Raw genomic sequence first — 18,533 nt, forward strand, 5'->3', positions numbered from 1 at the left:
TTTGGAGTACCTCAAAACGACTTTGGAGTACTTCAAAACGACTTTGGAGTACTTCAAAACGACTTTGGAGTACTTCAAAACGACTTTGGAGTACTGTTGGGTTTCGTTCCTCAACCCAACCTACATCGACACCAGAGTGATTCTTTAGGCAAAACCTACGCAGTATTGCCACTCTTCTATAAATGTTTTTCTCTCAGATAACAAGCAGAAATAACAACAAACCTCCACAGAAGTTTTATTTTTCTTCAAAGACAACAAAAGTTTTTCATGCAACAAGAAAAATTTGTTGATTTTATTGTTAAATTTTGTAAAATTGATGTCTTCAAGACTAGAAACCTGATATCTAGATAGCTAAACTAACAAACAGTGCATCTGTACTGTTAACTATTAAAAGTAGATGTGGCGCTATAGCGTGAATGATCCCAGTACAACTTATCCTCAAAAACTTTCTTAGTTACCGTGATGCAACTTTAGATTTTCGTGGTTTGCATACGGCTTGTATTTCGGGTTCCAATGGTGCGGGTAAATCTTCACTTTTGGAAGCAATCACTTGGGCAATTTGGGGTGAAAGCCGCGCCACTGCTGAAGATGATGTGATCTATTCTGGCGCAAAAGAAGTTAGAGTTGATTTTACTTTCAAAAGCAACCAGCAAAAATATCGGGTGATTCGTACCCGAATTCGGGGAGGTACTAGCGTTCTTGAATTTCAAATAGAAATACCATCTGGCTTTCGCTCACTCACTGGCAAAGGGGTAAGAGCAACCCAAGATTTGATATTAGAACACATCAAGCTCGATTACGATACATTTATTAATTCTGCTTATTTACGTCAAGGGCGTGCAGATGAGTTCATGCTCAAACGCCCCACAGAACGCAAAGAAATTTTAGCAGAGTTGTTGAAACTCAATCAGTATGATGATTTGGAAGAACGGGCAAAGGAATCTTCTCGTCAGTTCAAAGCAAGGGCAGTAGAGTTAGAGCGTTCTTTGGAATCGATTAAAATTCAGTTGCAACAACGCCAGACAACCGAAGCGCAAAGAGTCGAGTTAGAAGCCGAACTCAACCAACTGCAACAGGTACAAGCTTTTGATAATATTCAATTACAAAGTTTGCAAGTTGTCCAGCACCAGCGCCAGAATTGGGAACAGCAACTCAGCTTTATAAAGCAGCAATACCAAAATCTTAGCCAAGATTGCGATCGCCTCCAACAAGAACAATCAGCTATTGGTTCTCAATTATCAGATTTAGAAAAAATATTACACCAAGAAGCTGAAATTAAAGCTGGATACGCCCAATATCAAAGTCTCCAATCTCAAGAAGAAGCTTTTGCTACCAAATTTGAAGAATATACCCGCGCTGGGCAGACTCGCCAACAAAAGCAACAACAGCTTACCAAACAAATTCACGAAATCGAACGACAACTGCAACAAGCTCAAGCGCAGTTAGAAGCTTTGCAGCAACAAGAGCGAGATATTCAGCAAACTCTGACTAAATCAGGTGAAGTAGAAGCTGCTTTGTCACAACTAACCGCAGCCCGTCACCATGTCGCTCGTTTAGATCAACTGCAAATGCAAGTTACTCCCTTGTTGCAACAACGAGCAACTTTACAAAGCCAACTCGATCGCACTCATGCTGGTTTAGTAGCGCGACTCGAACAACTCCAAAGTACTGAGAACCAATTGCAACGCCAGCACCGCCGCCAACCACAACTGCAACAAGCGGTGATGGATGTAGCAATCCAGATTGAAGAACTGGAGAAAAAGCGGGTTTATCTACAACGAGTGCAAGAAAAAGGGCAAGAAAGGCGGCACTTTATCGAACGTCTGCAAGCTCATCAACGGGATTATGAAAAACTGCTGGGAGAATTAGAGCAGAAATTGCAAATGCTGCAAAATCCTGAAGCTCTTTGTCCATTATGCGAACGTCCTTTAGATGAACATCACTGGAGTCGGGTGGTGGAAAAAACCCAGGCTGAGTTAGAGGATACTCAAGGGCAGTTTTGGGTAGTGCGAGAACAAATGGCTGTATCAGACAGAGAAATTCAGGTACTTAGGCAAGAATATCGGGAAATTTCCCAACAATTGGCAGGCTACGATGGTTTACGCGAACAACGGGGACAGTTAGCAGCCCAGTTAGAAGCTACAACTGATGTCCAACAACAGTTACAACAAATTGCTGCTGAAAAACAACATTTAGAGCGATCGCTCCAAGCTGGTGATTACGCTCCTGATAAACAAGCCGAACTCCGGCAGCTAGACCAATATTTGCAACAGGTTAATTATAATGAACAAGACCACGCCCTCGCCCGGAGTGAAGTTGAGCGCTGGCGTTGGGCAGAAATTAAACAAGGGCAGATTAAGGATGCGACTAAGCGACAAGCGCAACTATTAGCCCGAAAACCAGAATTACAATCCCAAATTGCTCAATTACAAGCCAAAATCCAACAGGATCAGATTGATTCTGAATGTGCTAAACAAATCGCGGCTCTTGAGCGTCACATTACCGAAATTGGCTACAGTTCCGAGCAGCACAACAATCTACGTATAGCTGTCCGCCAAGCTCAATCTTGGCATTTGCGGTATCAACAATTGCTGTCAGCCCAGCAGCAATATCCGCAACTCCAGACGAGATTGCAAGAGTTAGAGGACTCTAGAAGCGCCAGAGTAACAGAACGGCAAAAACTTGGCGGACAAATTGAAAGCATTATCCAGCAATTACAAGCAACAGCTAACCCATCTGCCCAAATTCAAGCTTTAGAGCAGCAATTAGCAATCCGCAGACGGCAACTTGATGAACAAATTGCCAAATTAGGGCGTTTAGAGCAGTTGGCGCATCAACTAGAAACGCTGCAAATTCAGTACGAACAACAGCAGCAGCAATTACAATCTTGCAAACAGGAATGCCGTGTTTATCAGGAATTAGCGCAAGCTTTCGGTAAAAATGGTATCCAAGCACTGATGATTGAGAATGTGTTACCGCAACTGGAAGCTGAGACAAATCAGCTACTTTCGCGGCTGAGTGGGAATCAGTTTCATGTACAATTTATTACTCAAAAAGCTGGACGTAGTGCTAAATCAACCAAGAAAAACGCCAAGCTGATAGACACCTTAGATATTTTAATCGCCGATTCTAGAGGAACACGAGCTTATGAAACTTACTCTGGTGGAGAAGCTTTTAGAATTAACTTTGCCATCCGTTTGGCTTTGGCGAAATTATTAGCGCAACGGGCGGGGGCGGCGTTGCAATTGTTGATTGTAGATGAAGGTTTCGGTACACAAGATGCTGAAGGATGCGATCGCTTGATTGCAGCGATTAATGCGATCGCTTCTGATTTCGCCTGCATTCTTACTGTCACCCACATGCCCCACCTAAAAGAAGCTTTCCAAGCCAGGATTGAGGTGAATAAAACTCAAGAAGGTTCCCAATTGAGTTTGTCAATTTAATTACGAATTACGAATTAGTTAATTGTATTTTACCCGTGCATCAATACCTAATGAGCGGAGCTTTTTCGTTAGTGTTTCTGCTTGGGCGCGATCGCTAAATGCCCCAGCATTCACATAATCCCCTAGATGGGATTGTTCCGTGACAGCATCAGGTATATATTGTTGCACTTTAATCAGAGTATCTTTATTGGAAATTGGCACTATTACTCTGTAGGGATTATTAGCAACTAATGTGTTGCCATTACTCACAGGTACAACGTAGCCATTAGTAGGAGGTAATGCATAGCGATTAGTCTGAGGTGCTACATAGTCATTGTTACTAGAAAATACATAACCATTTGTCTCAGTATAATTGCTCGCATTCGAGTTATTCAACCCTAATGCTTCCCAAGTTTGCCAATCTACATTTCCAGTAGAATTCAGTCGAGATGATTGCTGAAATGCAATCACAGATTGTCTGGTGTAATCGCTGAAAAAACCATCAGGATTGGTATTAGAGAAACCCAATTGCGATAAACGCTCTTGAACTAATCTGACATTATCTCCTTGATCGCCTACAGTCAGATAACTTCTGCCTGGTTGTTGAGTAGTATATCCACCAGTGGAGGCTCTACGTACTGCCTCTAAAACTTGAGCATTGGCCATGCCATCAACAGGTAGGCGGTAATTTTGTTGGAATCGGGTGACAGCTTCTCTGGTAAGTGGGCCAATATTCCCAGTGGCAGCAGTATTAAAATAACCTAGCTGCCGCAAACGCACTTGTAATTCTTTCACTTGTTGAGTAGAGAGCTTTGATCTGCCTGGAATCCCAGAGGAACCTAGTAGCGCATTCCAAGTTTGTTGATTCACAATCCCGTTAGCAGATATGCGATAATTTCGCTGGAATGCAATTACAGCATTTCTAGTCATTGGGCCAAAATTCCCAGTGGGATTAGCATTCAAGTAGCCTAACTGCCGCAAACGCTGTTGTAACCTTATGACGGCTGTACCAGTTTTACCTTGAGATAGGACAGGGTATTGGCCACTACTGGTATTCCTGCTAGAAGTTCTACTTTGACATGCTTCTTGTAAGGCTCTTTGAGTACTAGCACCCACAACACCATCAGCAGGGATTCTATTGGCTTGCTGGAATTTGATCACAGCATTCTGAGTCAAGCTAGCAAACTTGCCACTCACCGGGCCGTTAAAGTAGCCTAACTTTTTTAAACATCTCTGACTACTGCTAACTTCAGGGCCATTACTTCCTATTTTCTGAAGTGCTAAAGCTTGTCCAGCAATACTCAGAAACCCCGTAATCAATGCCACGGATAAAAGACGCATCGCTGCACCACTATATAACTTTTCCAAATTCTTGAATTTGAAATTAGCTACGCTAGGAACAACCTTGACGCTTTCGGCTGCCTCGTAGACTGAGGCAAGCTTGGTTAAATAGCTATCTACCCCTGTTTCCACTTGTTTTTTTCAAGTTACGGCTATGGAGGATCATACCACTTTCTCTGTATTATATTTTTATTTAGTATGATTATTTACAAAAAAATTCCCCACGCTGATATGATACACAAGCTTTTGTAGCGGGAATAATAAGCAATGTAAAGCTTTGGAGGCTTGTTTTCTATTTGCCTGACAGAATTTTTGCTATACCTATTTGGGTTTAGAGCATGAGCAACGCAGACAAATAGTGGGTCTAGTCTTCTATCGAATTGCGGATAATATTCAACCTAATGCTCCACGGGATCTACGATATTCGCTTAACTTTATTCTCCGTTGCGATCGCCATGCTTACGGCTTACACCACACTTGATCTAGCGATCAGAGTGACAGACGCTAAATCACACCAAAAGTGGCGGTGGCTGGTAGGGGGAGCGATCGCTATGGGAATCGGCATTTGGGCAATGCATTTTATTGCTATGCTGGCGTTCAGTCTGCCGATTCCGATTAACTATGACTGGTTAACAGTTTTAATCTCGGTACTACCTGCAATTTTCGCCTCTGGATTAGCCCTGTACCTTGTTAGTCAACCAGAATTTGGTATTTTGCGGTTATTCGGTGGTAGCATCCTGATGGGCGCAGGGATTAGTGCAATGCACTACATCGGTATGGCTGCGATTCGTTTACCAGCTAAAATGTCTTATGACTTGAGTGTGGTTGCACTCTCCATTGCGATCGCCATTCTCATCTCATTGGTTGCCCTCTGGGTGGGATTTAACCTCAGAGCTAATAGTACAGTAACAGGACGCTTTTTGAGGATTGGCAGTGCAATTCTCATGGGTGCTGCCATTCCGTCAATGCACTACACAGGGATGATGGCTACCCATTTTTCAGTCGTCGAATCAGTCGAGTTTTCAGAAGTTGATACTACTGCAACCTATTGGATGGCTGCGATTATTGGCTTATTCACATTACTCCTTCTAGGATGGACGCTGATCACATCTTTTTTCAACGAACAATTGAGTGTTCAACTAGTTAAAACAGCTGATCTTAAAGAAAACGAAGAACGTCTCAAACAAGCCTTACAAAACCAAGAAGCACTAGCTGCTCTATCTAAGTCTCGGTCTGAAAAATTAGAGACAGCTATGTTGGCACTTCAGCAAGCTCAATTGCAATTTATTCAAGCAGAAAAAATGTCTTCTTTAGGACAAATGGTAGCGGGAGTTGCTCATGAGATTAACAATCCTGCTAACTTCATTTATGGAAACCTGTTTCATACGGAAATTTATCTGCGACAACTTTTAGAATTAATCAATATCTATCAGCAATATTATCCAACTCCAGTGCTTGCGGTTCAAGCTCAAGTAGAGTCTATTGATCTACCATTTTTGCTAGAAGATTTACCTAAACTACTCAAATCAATGCAAGCCGGAGCCAATCGTATTAAATATATTGTGGAATCCCTGCGTAACTTTTCTCGTCTAGACGAGGCACAATTAAAGGCTGTGGACATCCACGAAGGACTTAATTCCACACTACTCATTCTTCAAAACCGTATTAGTTATCCACTGAACAATCGCCCAGAAATTATTGTCATGAAAGAATATGGTAATTTACCCCTAGTAAATTGCTATGCCGGACAGTTAAATCAAGTGTTTTTCAATATCATTACCAATGCTATTGATGTATTAGAAGAAAAGCTGAGTAGCTTAAAATCAAACTCCAGTTTTACACCTTTAATTCGGATTAAAACAACCGTTTCTCAAATCGGTTGGATCAACATTCAGATTTTCGATAATGGTTTTGGCATTAGTAAAGATGTACAAAACAAAATCTATGATCCCTTTTTCACAACTAAACAAGTTGGACAAGGAAGTGGATTGGGGTTATCAATTAGCTATCAGATTGTCGTTAAAACACATGGTGGTAAGCTCAACTGTATTTCTGCCAAGGGGCAAGGAGCTACTTTTCAAATTGAGCTTCCAATTGATAGATTGATAGATACTTCCTGTTTTCTAGGAAAGCAATCTGAAGTAGCTCCAGATGTTATTGAGTAGATATAGCTGGGGACTGGGGACTAGGTGGAAAGCCTTTTTGTGTCTAGGTTTTATCATCTATTGATGTCTTAATCACCAAGGCTATTGATATACATCTGATTTTCTGATTTTTTAAGCTATTGTTGATCAACTTTTTCAGTATTACCTGCTTTTACCCAACCTTCTTGTTCGCTACCTTCCAAACGAATCTTTTGCCAGGATTTATCTTGGCTTTCTTCCAAGATAATAATTTTTTGATTAAAAGCAACCCCACCAATCTTTTCAGCTTCTTGATTTGGTTGCGATCGCAAACTCAAGCCTTCACGCCAACTAACACGCCCTCGGTAAGCTCCCGATGGCAATGGTTTTGGTGATGGGGTAGGCTTTGGTGATTCTGTGGGAGTGGAGTTTGGACTTGGAGACGATTCAGCCTTTGTCCCAGATTTAGGAGTGGGTTTAGCTCCTCCAGGCTCAGTTGCTTTGGGAGCTTGGGCTTTCACCGAGGGACTATCATTAGAAAAAACGGGTTTGGCAGGGGGTATGCCGGTGCGATTCATGAAATAGAGTCCAATTGCAACGCCACCACCTATTAGCACAGCGATCGCTAAGAAAAACCCAAGTATAAACTTTATGAAGCCAGACAACATATTTAAAACCTGATCACCAGTGGTCAATAGTCAATAGTAATTCATGATTAACTGTTGACTATTGACTAACAATTATTAACTAAGCAATTATTGTAGCTACTGCTGAATGAATTCACGTAGTGCGCCGGAGGCGTTCGCTTAAAGGATTGTGTTTAGATGCTAAACGCGCTCTCCCAGCAGCAGCCCATTCTTGGAGTTGCTGAATTTGCTCTACAGCAGTTCGCGCCAAGGGGATGATCTGACTGGCTGCTTCTAAAATATCATCAGTAGCAAAGTCGCGGTTTTGGCTAAATCCAATGTGCATCGCTTCAATTAAAGTTTGCTCAATTTCTGCCCCAGAAAAATCCGGCGTTTCATAAGCTAACCTTTCGATGTCATAACTTTTTAAGTTATGGGGGCGCAATCGGGATAAATGAACATCATAAATTGCTTTTCTCTCTTCTTGGGTGGGCAATCCCACAAAGAAAATTTCATCAAATCGCCCCTTACGCAGCATTTCTGGCGGTAAGGCTTGGATGTCGTTGGCGGTGGCGACGACAAAAACGGGTGAGCTTTTTTCAGCTAGCCAGGTAATAAAAGTACCAAATACACGGCTGGCTGTTCCGGCATCACCTTTGCTACCAAGTCCGGCAAAGGCTTTATCTATTTCATCAATCCACAAAATACAGGGAGCAAGAGCTTCAGCTACTTGGATCATTTGCCGAGTTCGAGATTCTGATTCACCCACCAAACCACCAAATAACCTTCCTACATCTAGACGTAACAAGGGTAAATGCCAGTGATGAGCGATCGCTTTTGCTGTTAACGATTTACCAGTTCCTTGAATACCCACCAACATTAAACCACGGGGGTGCGGTAATCCGTACTGTCGCGCCTTATCGGTAAATGAACCTCCCCGGCGAATCAGCCAGTCTTTCAAGTTATCCAATCCGCCAATATCAGAAATTTGCTCAGTGGCGGGGTAGAAGTCCAATATTTGGGTTTGGCGGATAGTTTGGCGTTTTTCTTCCAAAACGAGATCCACATCTTCTGGTCGCAATTCTCCGTGGGTAGCGATCGCCTTTGCCAAAACCCGGCGAATCCGTTCCATCGAAAGCCCTTGACAAGATAGCACCAAATCATCTAAAACTTTGCCAGAAAGTGAGTTACCAGTACTTTGTAGTAAGCGTTCTACCTCAGTTCTAATTTCTTGGGCGGCGGGTAAGGGAAACTCGACGACTGTCAACACTTCGGTTAAATCGTCAGGAATAGCGATGCGCGGTGATAATAGGACAATATTTTTTGGTTGCGACTTAAGAAGTCTGGACAGATTACGGAGTTTGCGAGCGATCGCAACATCATCTAAAAAGCGATGATAATCTCGGAGAATCAATACCGCAGGTGCGGAAGCTGGTAATTTTTCGATAAATTCTAAAGCTTGCAACGGGTTACGTCGCCCAAACCCAACATCATTAGGGTTTCCTTGGTAGCCATCGACAAAATCCCAAGTATACACTGGGCGATTACCTTGGTTGCTTGCTTCTTCCCGGATAGCTGCTTCTACCCGTTCCTCTTCATAAGTAGGAATATAAATTAATGGGTAGCGGGCGCGTAGCAGCAGTTTAAACTCTTCACGGAAGTTCATATTTGGCTATCGTTATTAGTTCTTCTCTCATTGTTCTTTCTTTGTATTGTGTCTCACAACTAAAAACGAAACTAAAAACGAATATATATCTCCTTATCTAGCTCTATCAGGCAATGAAACTTGAAGAAGCTCTTTAGATAAAAGTTGCCGCAAAGCTCGCAGCTACGGGTGGAAACTGGAAATAAGTGAATTTGCTTACCATCTGTGAATGTAGTAATTGGCTTACTATATACGGAAATTTTTTTAATATTTGGGAAAGTTATCTGCTTAATCTGGATTAGAGCTTAAATAAAGTTATGTTCTTATCAAGCAAATAAAATGACAGAAAATAACTCACAGCCCAAAAATCCCGGAGGAATGTCCCTCAACATTGGCGGCGGTCAATTTTCAGGTGTTCAAGTTGGACAAGCTGCTGGCGACATGACCCAAAATCAGCAAAATACTCAAGGTGGGGCTGAGAAAGAATTGACCTTACCTGAGGTTGCAGAATTAATGGCACAAATTGAATTCATATTTCGTAATTCCGATTTACCAGAAGACCAAAAGAAACAAGCACTGAAACATCTGGATTATGCAAACGACGCAGTTAAGGAAAAAGAACCAGACAAAAACACTGCGGCAACAAGTTTGCAAAAAGCTAGTAAAGTCCTCAAAGAAACTAACGAAACGTTTAATGCAGGCCAAGGGATTTGGCAAAAGTTAGAGCCAATTGCCACACAATTAGCTCCTTGGTTAGGAGTTGCAGCTAAAAGTCTTTTACTTTTTACATAAAAAAAGATTATGAATCAAAATCTTAATATTGATGGTGCTTTGATTCGGGAAGCTCAGATTGGACAGGCTGGACGCGACTTGCACCAGATTCAGTACCTAACTGTGAATGAAAGCTTCAGCCTAGCTAAACTAATCGGTAACAGGAAGGTAAAACCTCCTTCAGGGAAACAGGAGTACCGTTTCCGAGAAGTTTTACTTAATAAAGTCAAACAGTATTGGATTAAAGGCGTACTAGAAAAATCTTTGTATACCAAAAGTCTAATTGATCTGGGGCTGGAAGAACGATTAGACGCAGTAAAGCGCCCATCTAGTATTGTCCAAGAAATTACTAATGAGTCTGGGCAAATCTTACCTGAAGGGAAAAGTATCTCTGAAGTCTTCAATCAGATGGGAAAAGGACGAACCTTATTGATTTTAGGAGAACCCGGCGCGGGTAAAACGATCACTCTCCTGAAGCTGGCACAAGAATTAATTGCTCGTACCGAAAAAGATTTGAGCCAACCTATTCCAGTAGTGCTGAACTTATCTTCTTGGGGAAATAAACAGCAAACAATTACTGATTGGCTAATTGAGGAATTGAATAGTACATATCAAGTTTCTAAAGCACTTGCTAAAGTCTGGATTGAAGATCAACAACTATTACTGCTGCTAGATGGTTTAGATGAGGTGAAAATTGAGCGTCGGGAAAGCTGCATTCAAGCCATCAACCAATTTATGCAAGAACATGGGCTGATTGAAATTGTGGTGACAAGCCGTATTCGAGATTATGAAGCTCTCTCTACTCGTTTAGAATTGCAAGGTGCTATCTGCATCCAATCTTTAACATTTCAGCAAGTTAAACAATATTTAGACAGGGCTGGTGAACAACTGGAAGCAGTAAAAACATTGCTTCAAGAAGACACTACATTGCAAGAGTTAGCCAAGTCTCCCCTGACTTTAAGCGTCATGACTCTGGCTTATAAAGGTAAGAAACTAGAAGATTTACCTAACGCAGGTTCTAAAGAAGAACGCCGAAAGCACCTGTTTGATGCTTATATTGAACGGATGTTTAAGCGTCGGAAATATGAGCCAAAATATTCCAAAGTGGAAGCAATGCGCTGGCTAATTTGGCTAGCACAGCAGATGTTTCATAAGTCTCAAACGGTTTTTCTTATTGAAAGAATACAGCCTACCTGGTTGTCAAATGGATTCCAAAAAATACTTTATCAATTTCTCAATAACCTATTTATAGTAATAATTAGTGGGTTAATCGGCAATTTTATAAGTAAATCAATAAATGGAGTGTATCTTGGTGTAATCACTGGTTTAGTAACAGCATGTTTGAGTACTACAGAAATAAAACCAGTTGAAACCTTGAGATGGTCTTGGCAAGAAGCCAGAAAGTTTCTGAAGGATGGACTACTACGAGGATTACCTTTGGGGCTGATTGTAGGGCTGGTTTTTAAGCTAGTTACCGCTCGATTTGATCTCCAAACTGGGCTGGGATTAGGGTTAGTATATGGGCTAATTGGTGGACTGATTTTAGGGTTGTTAGGTGGACTGAGAGGCCCAGAGATAAACATAAGAACAATTCCTAACCAAGGGATTTGGAACTCAGCTAGGAATGCCGGAATAATGGGATTGATTAGTGGATTCCTCGGATTGATTGGTGGATTAATTGGTGGACAAATCTTCGCAAAATCAGGATGGCTGCAATTGGGTTTAGTGTTTGGGCTGGTATTTGGGCTTGTATTTGGTGGTGGTCAAGCCAGCCTACAACACTTTACTTTACGCCTCATTCTTTATACTAAGAATTGCATACCTCGAAACTATGTCCGCTTTCTTGATTATGCGACTGAACACATCTTTGTGCAAAAAGTTGGAGGCAGTTACATTTTTATCCATCGAATGCTGCTGGAGCATTTTGCCCAAATGGAGCCAGTATTTATTCAACCAAGTTCACAACTAATTCATCAGTCTACTGATAGGAATAATGCACTCACTGAAGTTAATTCAACCAATAATTTTAAGAGAGGCACTCCATCTCAAACTCAAGTTGAAAAAAATATAGTATGTACCAATTGTAGTCGCACTAATCCGGCGAATTTCAACTTCTGTACCAAGTGTGGGACACGATTAAATCAACCCCTTAGTCGAGGCTAAATTAAGTATAGTCATAAATCAACTAATTAAAATAAACGCGCTACTAATAGCGCGTTAACGAAGTTGAAAGTGATTTATCTATCCCAGAAGTTGCTTTTTCAGTGCTTCTAAAGAAGCCCAACGGTTATCAACTGGAGTTTCAGGAATATTATCAGAATTATCGACTGTACTACTTATAGGAATACCTGGACAATTGCGATCGCACAGCTGGCGTTGGGGAATTGCCAAACACATCTGCTCATACAACCATTCGTTGGGATAAAAATAACCATCGGGCGGTAGGGTTTCCTGCAAATCTTCCATAGTCACTTCCCGTTCTAAGGGTAAATCATTTACCTGATTTGCAGTTTCATCTAACCAGATGATTTCTTTCGTATTAAGCCCTAAACGTCGATTGTATTGCTGCAAACAGCGATTGCAGGTACAAGTTATAATTGTTTCTGCCTGAGCGGACACTTCCAGGTAATTGCCATGATGCTCAACGCGCACATGACCGCGAACTGGTGTCAACGTTTCCAGACCAGGCAGAAATTCCTGAACCTGAACTTCCTCTGTCCGCTCCGATGCTCTAGTTAGCTGCGGAATAAAAATTGCGTCCATAGGATTTGTGAGCCATCCTCACTAAAAATTTATCTTCATTATCAGCAATAATACTGATACTACATCTTTAATTTTATCTCTTAAGAACAAGAGAAATTTTGAAAGAAATTATATTGTTAGGAGTTTTCAATTAACTCCAAACTCTTGTACAGACGCGATTAATCGCGCCTCTACTAACTCCCAACTCCTTCCAACGTAGCTGGACGGACAACTAGATTACGATGCGGCTCTTTACCGCGACTGAAGGTTTCTAAATCTCCAAACTCCTTCAAGAAGGTATGGATTTGTCGCCGTTCAGCAGAACTGAGAGATTTGATTTCCACTTCTCTACCAGAAAAGCGCACTTCATCGGCTGCTGCTTCTGCTAATGCGCGAATTTCGGCTTCTCTTTTAACCCGGTAGCCATTTAACTCAATGGTATAAGAAGCTTGTTCTTCCGGGGGTTGACTTAGGTTTAAAACCGAATTTGCTAGATACTGAATCGCATCTAACACAGAACCATCAGCACCAATTAATACCTGGATTTGTTCTGTCGTCAAATTAGTTTGGTCAATTGTTAACCAGTAATTATCTGGTTCTGGGGAATCGCCGTCAAGAGATTTGGCAGTTTCTAAATGACCCTGAATTTCAGCAGGTATTCCAGTGAGTTCCAGCAGTGTTTTTAACCACTGCTGACCTCGCTGCATGGAAATATCGCTCATGATCCCCCTGTTGCCTTTTTCTTGGCACTTTTTGGTTCAAATGGCAATGCCTTTTGTTCTGCTACTACTGCTTCTTTCTCTTGGGTTGCTACGATTTTTTGCAGTTCTTCTGGTAGAGGTTCGCGCGATAAAAGATAAGTTTGAGCAGTTTGGAAAATATTACCAATCACCATATACATCAGCACCCCTGCTGGTAAGGGGAAGAACAAAAACATCCCAGAAAAAATAACTGGAGTGATTTTATTAACTGTATCTTGCTGCGGATTGCCACCACTGGAATTTTGCCCAGAAAGCATTTGGCTAACATAAAGACTGATTCCAAAGGAGACGATCATGGCGACGATATCCCAGTGGATTGTGCCATCTGGATCAGTTGCGCCAACCCTGCCTAAAGCATCAATAAATAGAAAGCCTTTGTCTGCTGCTAGTCCAGGAATTGTTCCTTGAATAGTAACTTCTCCGGGTTGCAATGCTTCTACATTGCCTTGGGCATCAATTTTTACCTTATCTTCACCTTTGGTAACTTTCCAATCAGGAATGAGCTTATTTTCTGGGTGTTCTCCTAAGAGTACCTGAAATGGTTTGCCCTCAACGGTCTGATATTGGATCTTAGTTTGTTCTCCCACCGCTAGTTTGTTACCACTAGGAAGGATAGCAGCTACTTTAACGTGTTCTCCATCAGCAATGTAAATATTTTGAGGAGCAGTGGCAAAGGCTTGCGGTTGAATTTGTTCGATTTGTTCTGCGGGAAAGATTTGCAGGTTAACGCTGTAGTTGGCACTTGCAAAAGGCGAACCCCGCAAAGTGGCAAACAGCGCTAATAAGACCGGCATTTGCACTAGTAATGGAAAACAGCCTGCCAAAGGATTGCCAAATTCTTTTTGAACATTGACCATTTCCTCTTGCTGCTTTTGCGGTTCATCCTTATAGCGCTCTTTGATTTCTGCCATCCGCTTCTGCATCAGAGGTTGCACTATTCGCATCTTTCGCATGTTGCGAATTGAGCCAGCACTCAGGGGATAGAGCGCGAAGCGGACTATCAGGGTCAAAGCAACGATCGCCAATCCGTAGCTAGGCACAATACCATAGAAGAAATCTATGATTGGCAGCATCACGTTGTTCGAGAGAAAGCCGATACCAAAATCCATTATTCTGAATTCAACCTGAGGTACTGTAAACTGAATCTAATTTATCTAAATCATAAATTATGTGCGACTACCCTTCGCTACGGATAGCCGCACATCCAAAAAAAGGGAGTGGGAGTGGGGAATTGGGAGTGGTATGTAATTTTTGGTAAGTGGGAAGTTCTTAACTTTAGATTTTATCTGAGTAAATTTTGCATTCCCTATCTCCCTACTCCCTACTCCCTACTCCCATCACTTATTAGCAGCAGCGCTATATTCGGGATTTTTCGCAGCAATTCTTTCGTTGATGTAGTCATAGACTTCTCGAAACTTGGGAATTGCCCGCAATTCGAGACGACTGCCGTTTCTTAGGGTTAGTACCATATCTCCCCATAAGCCAATGCCACGGGGAACTGTAACGACTTTGACAATTTCTGAGTAAATTATGTCAGTGCGATCGCGTCCCTGCCAACCTCCTGTCACGGTAATCCGGCGATCGGTGATGCGGAAACGCAGCCATAATGCTCTGACAATCGCCCCAACTGTTAATGGTATCCCGACAATGGTTAGCCCAATCAACAGGTTGACAATTAAATCCCCAATATGGGGGCCACCTTCATAATAAACATCTTCACGAATTCCCATCAAACACCTCAGCTTGTGCCAACAACTGCTCTAATTCTTGCAGAAATTGTGGGCTTACGCACTTAGATTCTACTGTTGTGGGTTTGACAATGAACACTAGCCGCCATCCTGGTGATAATTTGGGCAGCAAACTATGTAAAGCAGAAGTAATTTGCCGTTTGATTCGGTTGCGAACTACTGCCCTTTTGCTTACTTTTGTGCTTATGGAAATGCCAATCCGTGTACTGGCAAGATGTGCTGAGTCTGTTACTTGTGTAGTCTGGGTGGCAGTGTCCAAAGAAGGTTTTGTTAAATATAAAGGCTTTAAGGCTCTCAATGTTAAATAAGAGCCATGACGCCGAATCCCTTCCCGGAAAACTGCCTGGAAATCCTTGCGGGATTTTAGCCGATTTGCTTTAGGCAAAGCCACAGATGCTCTTTTAGCTTAGATACGCCCTAAACGCTTAGACGGTGACGTCCCTTTTTTCTCCTGGCGCTAATCACGTTCCTACCGTCTGGTGTCCGCATCCTAGCGCGAAAACCAGAGGTTCTTTTTCTCTTACGGCTAGTGCCGCCTAATGTTCTTTTCATACTTTTCTCCTCTTAGGTGATTTTTATAAAAACTCACAATCTCTAATTGTATTACGTTATAAGGGAATAGGGAATAGGGCATGTGAAAGAGGACTTGGGGACAAGGAGAATAGGGGACAAGGGGAAAGACTTGTTGGAAGTTCTAAACTTTTGTCTACCTTGTCTCCTCTGCTCCCCTGCCCCTTCTGCTCCCTCATCTCCCTTATTTCCCCACTCCCCACTCCCTACTCCCCAAACTTATTAATTGATGCTTACAATCCATGTTCCCATGTAGCGCAATAGTGGCACATCGCCAGGGGAGAGAACTTGACAGCGAAAATAGTAAACTCCGCCGAAGGCTGGGTTTTTCACGTTAGATAAGACTACTTCAACTGGATTACCTGCTGGTACTGGATCTTGGGGAAAAATATTAATCAGCTTACCTTCTTTGTCCCACTTCACCTCAGAAAGCGGAACTGCTTTACCTTTGACTCGGACTTCAATTTTTTTCTGGTCGAAAGTTCCTTTGTAATAATCAGGGTAGGTAATCGCAAATTGACCAACAGCCAATTTCATTTTTTGGGCTGGAATCCTTAATATGTATCGATCCCAACCATTGGCTTGTCCACCAAAATCTAACCTAAAGGGCAGCTGATTTTCTTGTTTGACGCCGCTAAATAGGGTAAATCCAGGTAAACTTTGTGCCCAAGTCAACGCTGGTAATCCAGTAACCAAAAAGCTCGTCACGGCTAAAGCAGAAAGTAAACGTCGCATAATCAGGCTTCCTCTACCAAAATATAAATCTGTTATCTAAAATAACTGTGTGTTAGTATTCGTTACTAAACTTTACTACTGACTTCCTGACAATTGACGTTTAATAATAAAAATAAGTGCCATCCTCACTGAGGTTTAGGCCACAGCAAAATTGCTTAGTGATAAATTTACTATGTAATCGACTTACCTCATCACCCTTACAGAGTGATGATTTGATGGTTATGTTGGTCAAATTTTCAACTCAGTACAAACACAGTTGCCATTGGATTGTGTTTCCAAATATGTACAAGTGTATCTAAATTTGAGAATTTTGTTACAAAAATTGAGGCGTATCATCAGCGATCGCCAGTTAAGTTGGGCTAAATTGATTAAAATAAGTTGGAATCAGAGTCGTAATTATTAAAATTTGATTTGGAAATTATAAAGCTTTCAAAATTTGGTCAATATTACTCTATAAGAAAGGAATACCAAAATTTCTCAATCCCGAAAATAAGCTAAAGATAAAGATGCAAAATTTGGGAATCAATTTAGGATGTGCAATACGTAACCCTGTTTGCAACTATCTGAAAATATGACATCTGCGAGCGGCAAAGTCAGGCTTTGCCTGGATAGCTAAGAGTGGGAGAGGAAAGTTTCAAGGTTCAATCTACAAGTAAAATTCATGGATGATGTTCCTGCCTAAGTACTATGAGTGCGGGACACGCCTCATCTAGACAATCGCTTACTTGGCAGAGATTAGGTATTTATCTTCAGGAGATTTCATGAGAATAGCAGTTGCTAAAGAAATTGAAGTTTGTGAACGTCGTGTAGCATTAATTCCTGACACCGTTGCTCGATTGGTAAAACAAGGTTTGGAAGTTTGGGTAGAAACAGGTGCAGGAGAACGATCATTTTTTGGCGATTCTGACTATGAAGCGGTAGGAGCCACAATAATCAGCGATACTGCCAAATTATGGGGTGAAACAGATATTCTGTTGAAAGTTAGCCCACCACAAGAGCGAGAAGATGGACGCTCAGAAATTGACTTGTTAAAGGAAGGGGCTGTTTTACTCAGTTTCCTCAATCCCTTGGGAAACCCCGTTGTAGCACAGCAACTAGCAAATCGTAAAGTTACAGCCTTGAGTATGGAGATGATTCCCCGTACTACTAGGGCGCAAAGTATGGATGCTTTGTCCTCGCAAGCTTCATTAGCAGGTTACAAGGCTGTATTAATTGCCGCAGCTGCATTACCAAAATATTTTCCGATGTTAACCACAGCCGCAGGTACGATCGCTCCAGCGAAAGTATTTATTATGGGCGCTGGTGTAGCGGGATTGCAAGCGATCGCTACCGCTAGACGTTTGGGAGCAGTGGTAGAAGCCTTTGATATCCGTCCCGCCGTCAAAGAAGAAGTGCAAAGCTTAGGAGCAAAATTCGTTGAAGTCAAATTAGACGAAGAAACCGTTGCTGCTGGCGGTTATGCCAAGGAAATCTCTGAAGCTAGCAAACAACGTACCCAAGAAGTTGTCGCTGAACACATCAAAAATTCTGATGTGGTGATTACCACTGCTCAAGTTCCTGGGAGACAAGCACCACGGCTAGTTACAGAAGAAATGGTGGCACAAATGAAACCAGGTTCAGTGATTGTAGATTTGGCTGCTGAACAGGGTGGTAACTGCGCTTGTACCGAACCAGGTAAAGATATTGTCTGGAACGGTGTGACAATTATCGGCCCCATCAATCTTCCATCATCGATGCCAATTCACGCCAGCCAATTGTATGCCAAGAACGTAACATCGTTGATGCAATTGCTAATTAAAGACAAAGCTTTGCAGGTGGACTTTGGCGACGACATCGTTGATGCAGCTTGCGTTACCCACGCAGGTGAAATTCGCAATCAACGAGTGCGGGATGCGCTACAAGCTTTGAATACTCAACAACCGGCGGTTAATTAGGGACTGGGAATTAGGGACTAGGGACTAGTGACTGGGGACTAGGAAATAGATACTTAGCAATACTTTCTCAGTACCCAATACACCAATACCCAATCCCCAGTACCCAATACCCAGT

General features: G+C 42.1%; 15 protein-coding genes. 5 read left to right on the forward strand and 10 right to left on the reverse strand.

The window, feature by feature from the left end; translation table 11 throughout:
* Positions 1-416 precede the first annotated feature (416 nt).
* The gene (locus tag RMY00_RS14955; protein WP_322648289.1) at positions 417-3,443 is read left to right on the forward strand and encodes an SMC family ATPase; all 3,027 of its coding nucleotides are present in this window, start codon (positions 417-419) and stop codon (positions 3,441-3,443) included.
* Positions 3,444-3,461: 18 nt separating this feature from the next.
* On the opposite strand, the gene RMY00_RS14960 is transcribed toward RMY00_RS14955, so the two are convergent.
* Positions 3,462-4,895 (reverse strand): peptidoglycan-binding protein, encoded by a 1,434-nt coding sequence (locus RMY00_RS14960; protein WP_322648290.1) that lies wholly within the window; start codon positions 4,893-4,895, stop codon positions 3,462-3,464.
* A gap of 269 nt (positions 4,896-5,164) precedes the next feature.
* On the opposite strand from RMY00_RS14960, the gene RMY00_RS14965 reads away from it, so the two are divergent.
* Complete coding sequence (locus tag RMY00_RS14965) at positions 5,165-6,928, forward strand: MHYT domain-containing protein (protein ID WP_322648291.1); 1,764 nt, start codon at positions 5,165-5,167, stop codon at positions 6,926-6,928.
* A gap of 116 nt (positions 6,929-7,044) precedes the next feature.
* Here RMY00_RS14965 and RMY00_RS14970 read toward each other — a convergent pair whose 3' ends face one another.
* Both RMY00_RS14970 and RMY00_RS14975 read right to left on the reverse strand, forming a co-directional pair.
* Complete coding sequence (locus RMY00_RS14970) at positions 7,045-7,554, reverse strand: SH3 domain-containing protein (RefSeq protein WP_322648292.1); 510 nt, start codon at positions 7,552-7,554, stop codon at positions 7,045-7,047.
* Between the two features lie 112 nt (positions 7,555-7,666).
* A complete protein-coding gene (locus tag RMY00_RS14975) occupies positions 7,667-9,178 on the reverse strand; it encodes an AAA family ATPase (protein WP_322648293.1) in 1,512 nt (503 codons plus the stop codon).
* A 318-nt stretch (positions 9,179-9,496) separates the two neighbouring features.
* Between RMY00_RS14975 and RMY00_RS14980 the strand changes: the two genes are divergently transcribed.
* Positions 9,497-9,949, forward strand: a complete 453-nt coding sequence (locus RMY00_RS14980) for a hypothetical protein (RefSeq protein WP_322648294.1) — start codon at positions 9,497-9,499, stop codon at positions 9,947-9,949.
* A 9-nt stretch (positions 9,950-9,958) separates the two neighbouring features.
* On the forward strand, positions 9,959-12,091 hold the full coding sequence (locus RMY00_RS14985; protein WP_322648295.1) for an NACHT domain-containing protein: 2,133 nt from the start codon (positions 9,959-9,961) through the stop codon (positions 12,089-12,091).
* 78 nt (positions 12,092-12,169) lie between these two features.
* On the opposite strand, the gene RMY00_RS14990 is transcribed toward RMY00_RS14985, so the two are convergent.
* The 7 genes from RMY00_RS14990 to RMY00_RS15020 all read right to left on the reverse strand — a co-directional run bounded on the left by RMY00_RS14990 (position 12,170) and on the right by RMY00_RS15020 (position 16,484).
* Positions 12,170-12,691 (reverse strand): DUF177 domain-containing protein, encoded by a 522-nt coding sequence (locus RMY00_RS14990; RefSeq protein ID WP_322648296.1) that lies wholly within the window; start codon positions 12,689-12,691, stop codon positions 12,170-12,172.
* A gap of 173 nt (positions 12,692-12,864) precedes the next feature.
* Positions 12,865-13,392, reverse strand: coding sequence for a protein jag (locus RMY00_RS14995; protein ID WP_322648297.1), 528 nt, complete (start codon positions 13,390-13,392; stop codon positions 12,865-12,867).
* Entirely contained in the window at positions 13,389-14,540 is a 1,152-nt protein-coding gene (gene yidC / locus RMY00_RS15000; protein ID WP_322648298.1) for a membrane protein insertase YidC, read from the reverse strand. Before yidC ends, RMY00_RS14995 begins: the two co-directional genes overlap by 4 nt.
* Before the next feature lie 228 nt (positions 14,541-14,768).
* Entirely contained in the window at positions 14,769-15,161 is a 393-nt protein-coding gene (locus RMY00_RS15005; RefSeq protein WP_109009000.1) for a PH domain-containing protein, read from the reverse strand.
* On the reverse strand, positions 15,148-15,570 hold the full coding sequence (rnpA, locus tag RMY00_RS15010; protein ID WP_322648299.1) for a ribonuclease P protein component: 423 nt from the start codon (positions 15,568-15,570) through the stop codon (positions 15,148-15,150). Before rnpA ends, RMY00_RS15005 begins: the two co-directional genes overlap by 14 nt.
* A gap of 26 nt (positions 15,571-15,596) precedes the next feature.
* Entirely contained in the window at positions 15,597-15,731 is a 135-nt protein-coding gene (gene rpmH, locus RMY00_RS15015; protein ID WP_099102484.1) for a 50S ribosomal protein L34, read from the reverse strand.
* Between the two features lie 240 nt (positions 15,732-15,971).
* Positions 15,972-16,484, reverse strand: coding sequence for a DUF2808 domain-containing protein (locus tag RMY00_RS15020; protein ID WP_322648300.1), 513 nt, complete (start codon positions 16,482-16,484; stop codon positions 15,972-15,974).
* Between the two features lie 761 nt (positions 16,485-17,245).
* Here RMY00_RS15020 and RMY00_RS15025 point away from each other — a divergent pair.
* Positions 17,246-18,418, forward strand: coding sequence for a Re/Si-specific NAD(P)(+) transhydrogenase subunit alpha (locus tag RMY00_RS15025; protein ID WP_322648301.1), 1,173 nt, complete (start codon positions 17,246-17,248; stop codon positions 18,416-18,418).
* Positions 18,419-18,533 lie beyond the last annotated feature (115 nt).

The organism is Nostoc sp. ChiVER01 (genome assembly GCF_034531155.1).
In the GTDB taxonomy this organism is placed as follows: Bacteria; Cyanobacteriota; Cyanobacteriia; order Cyanobacteriales; family Nostocaceae; genus Nostoc.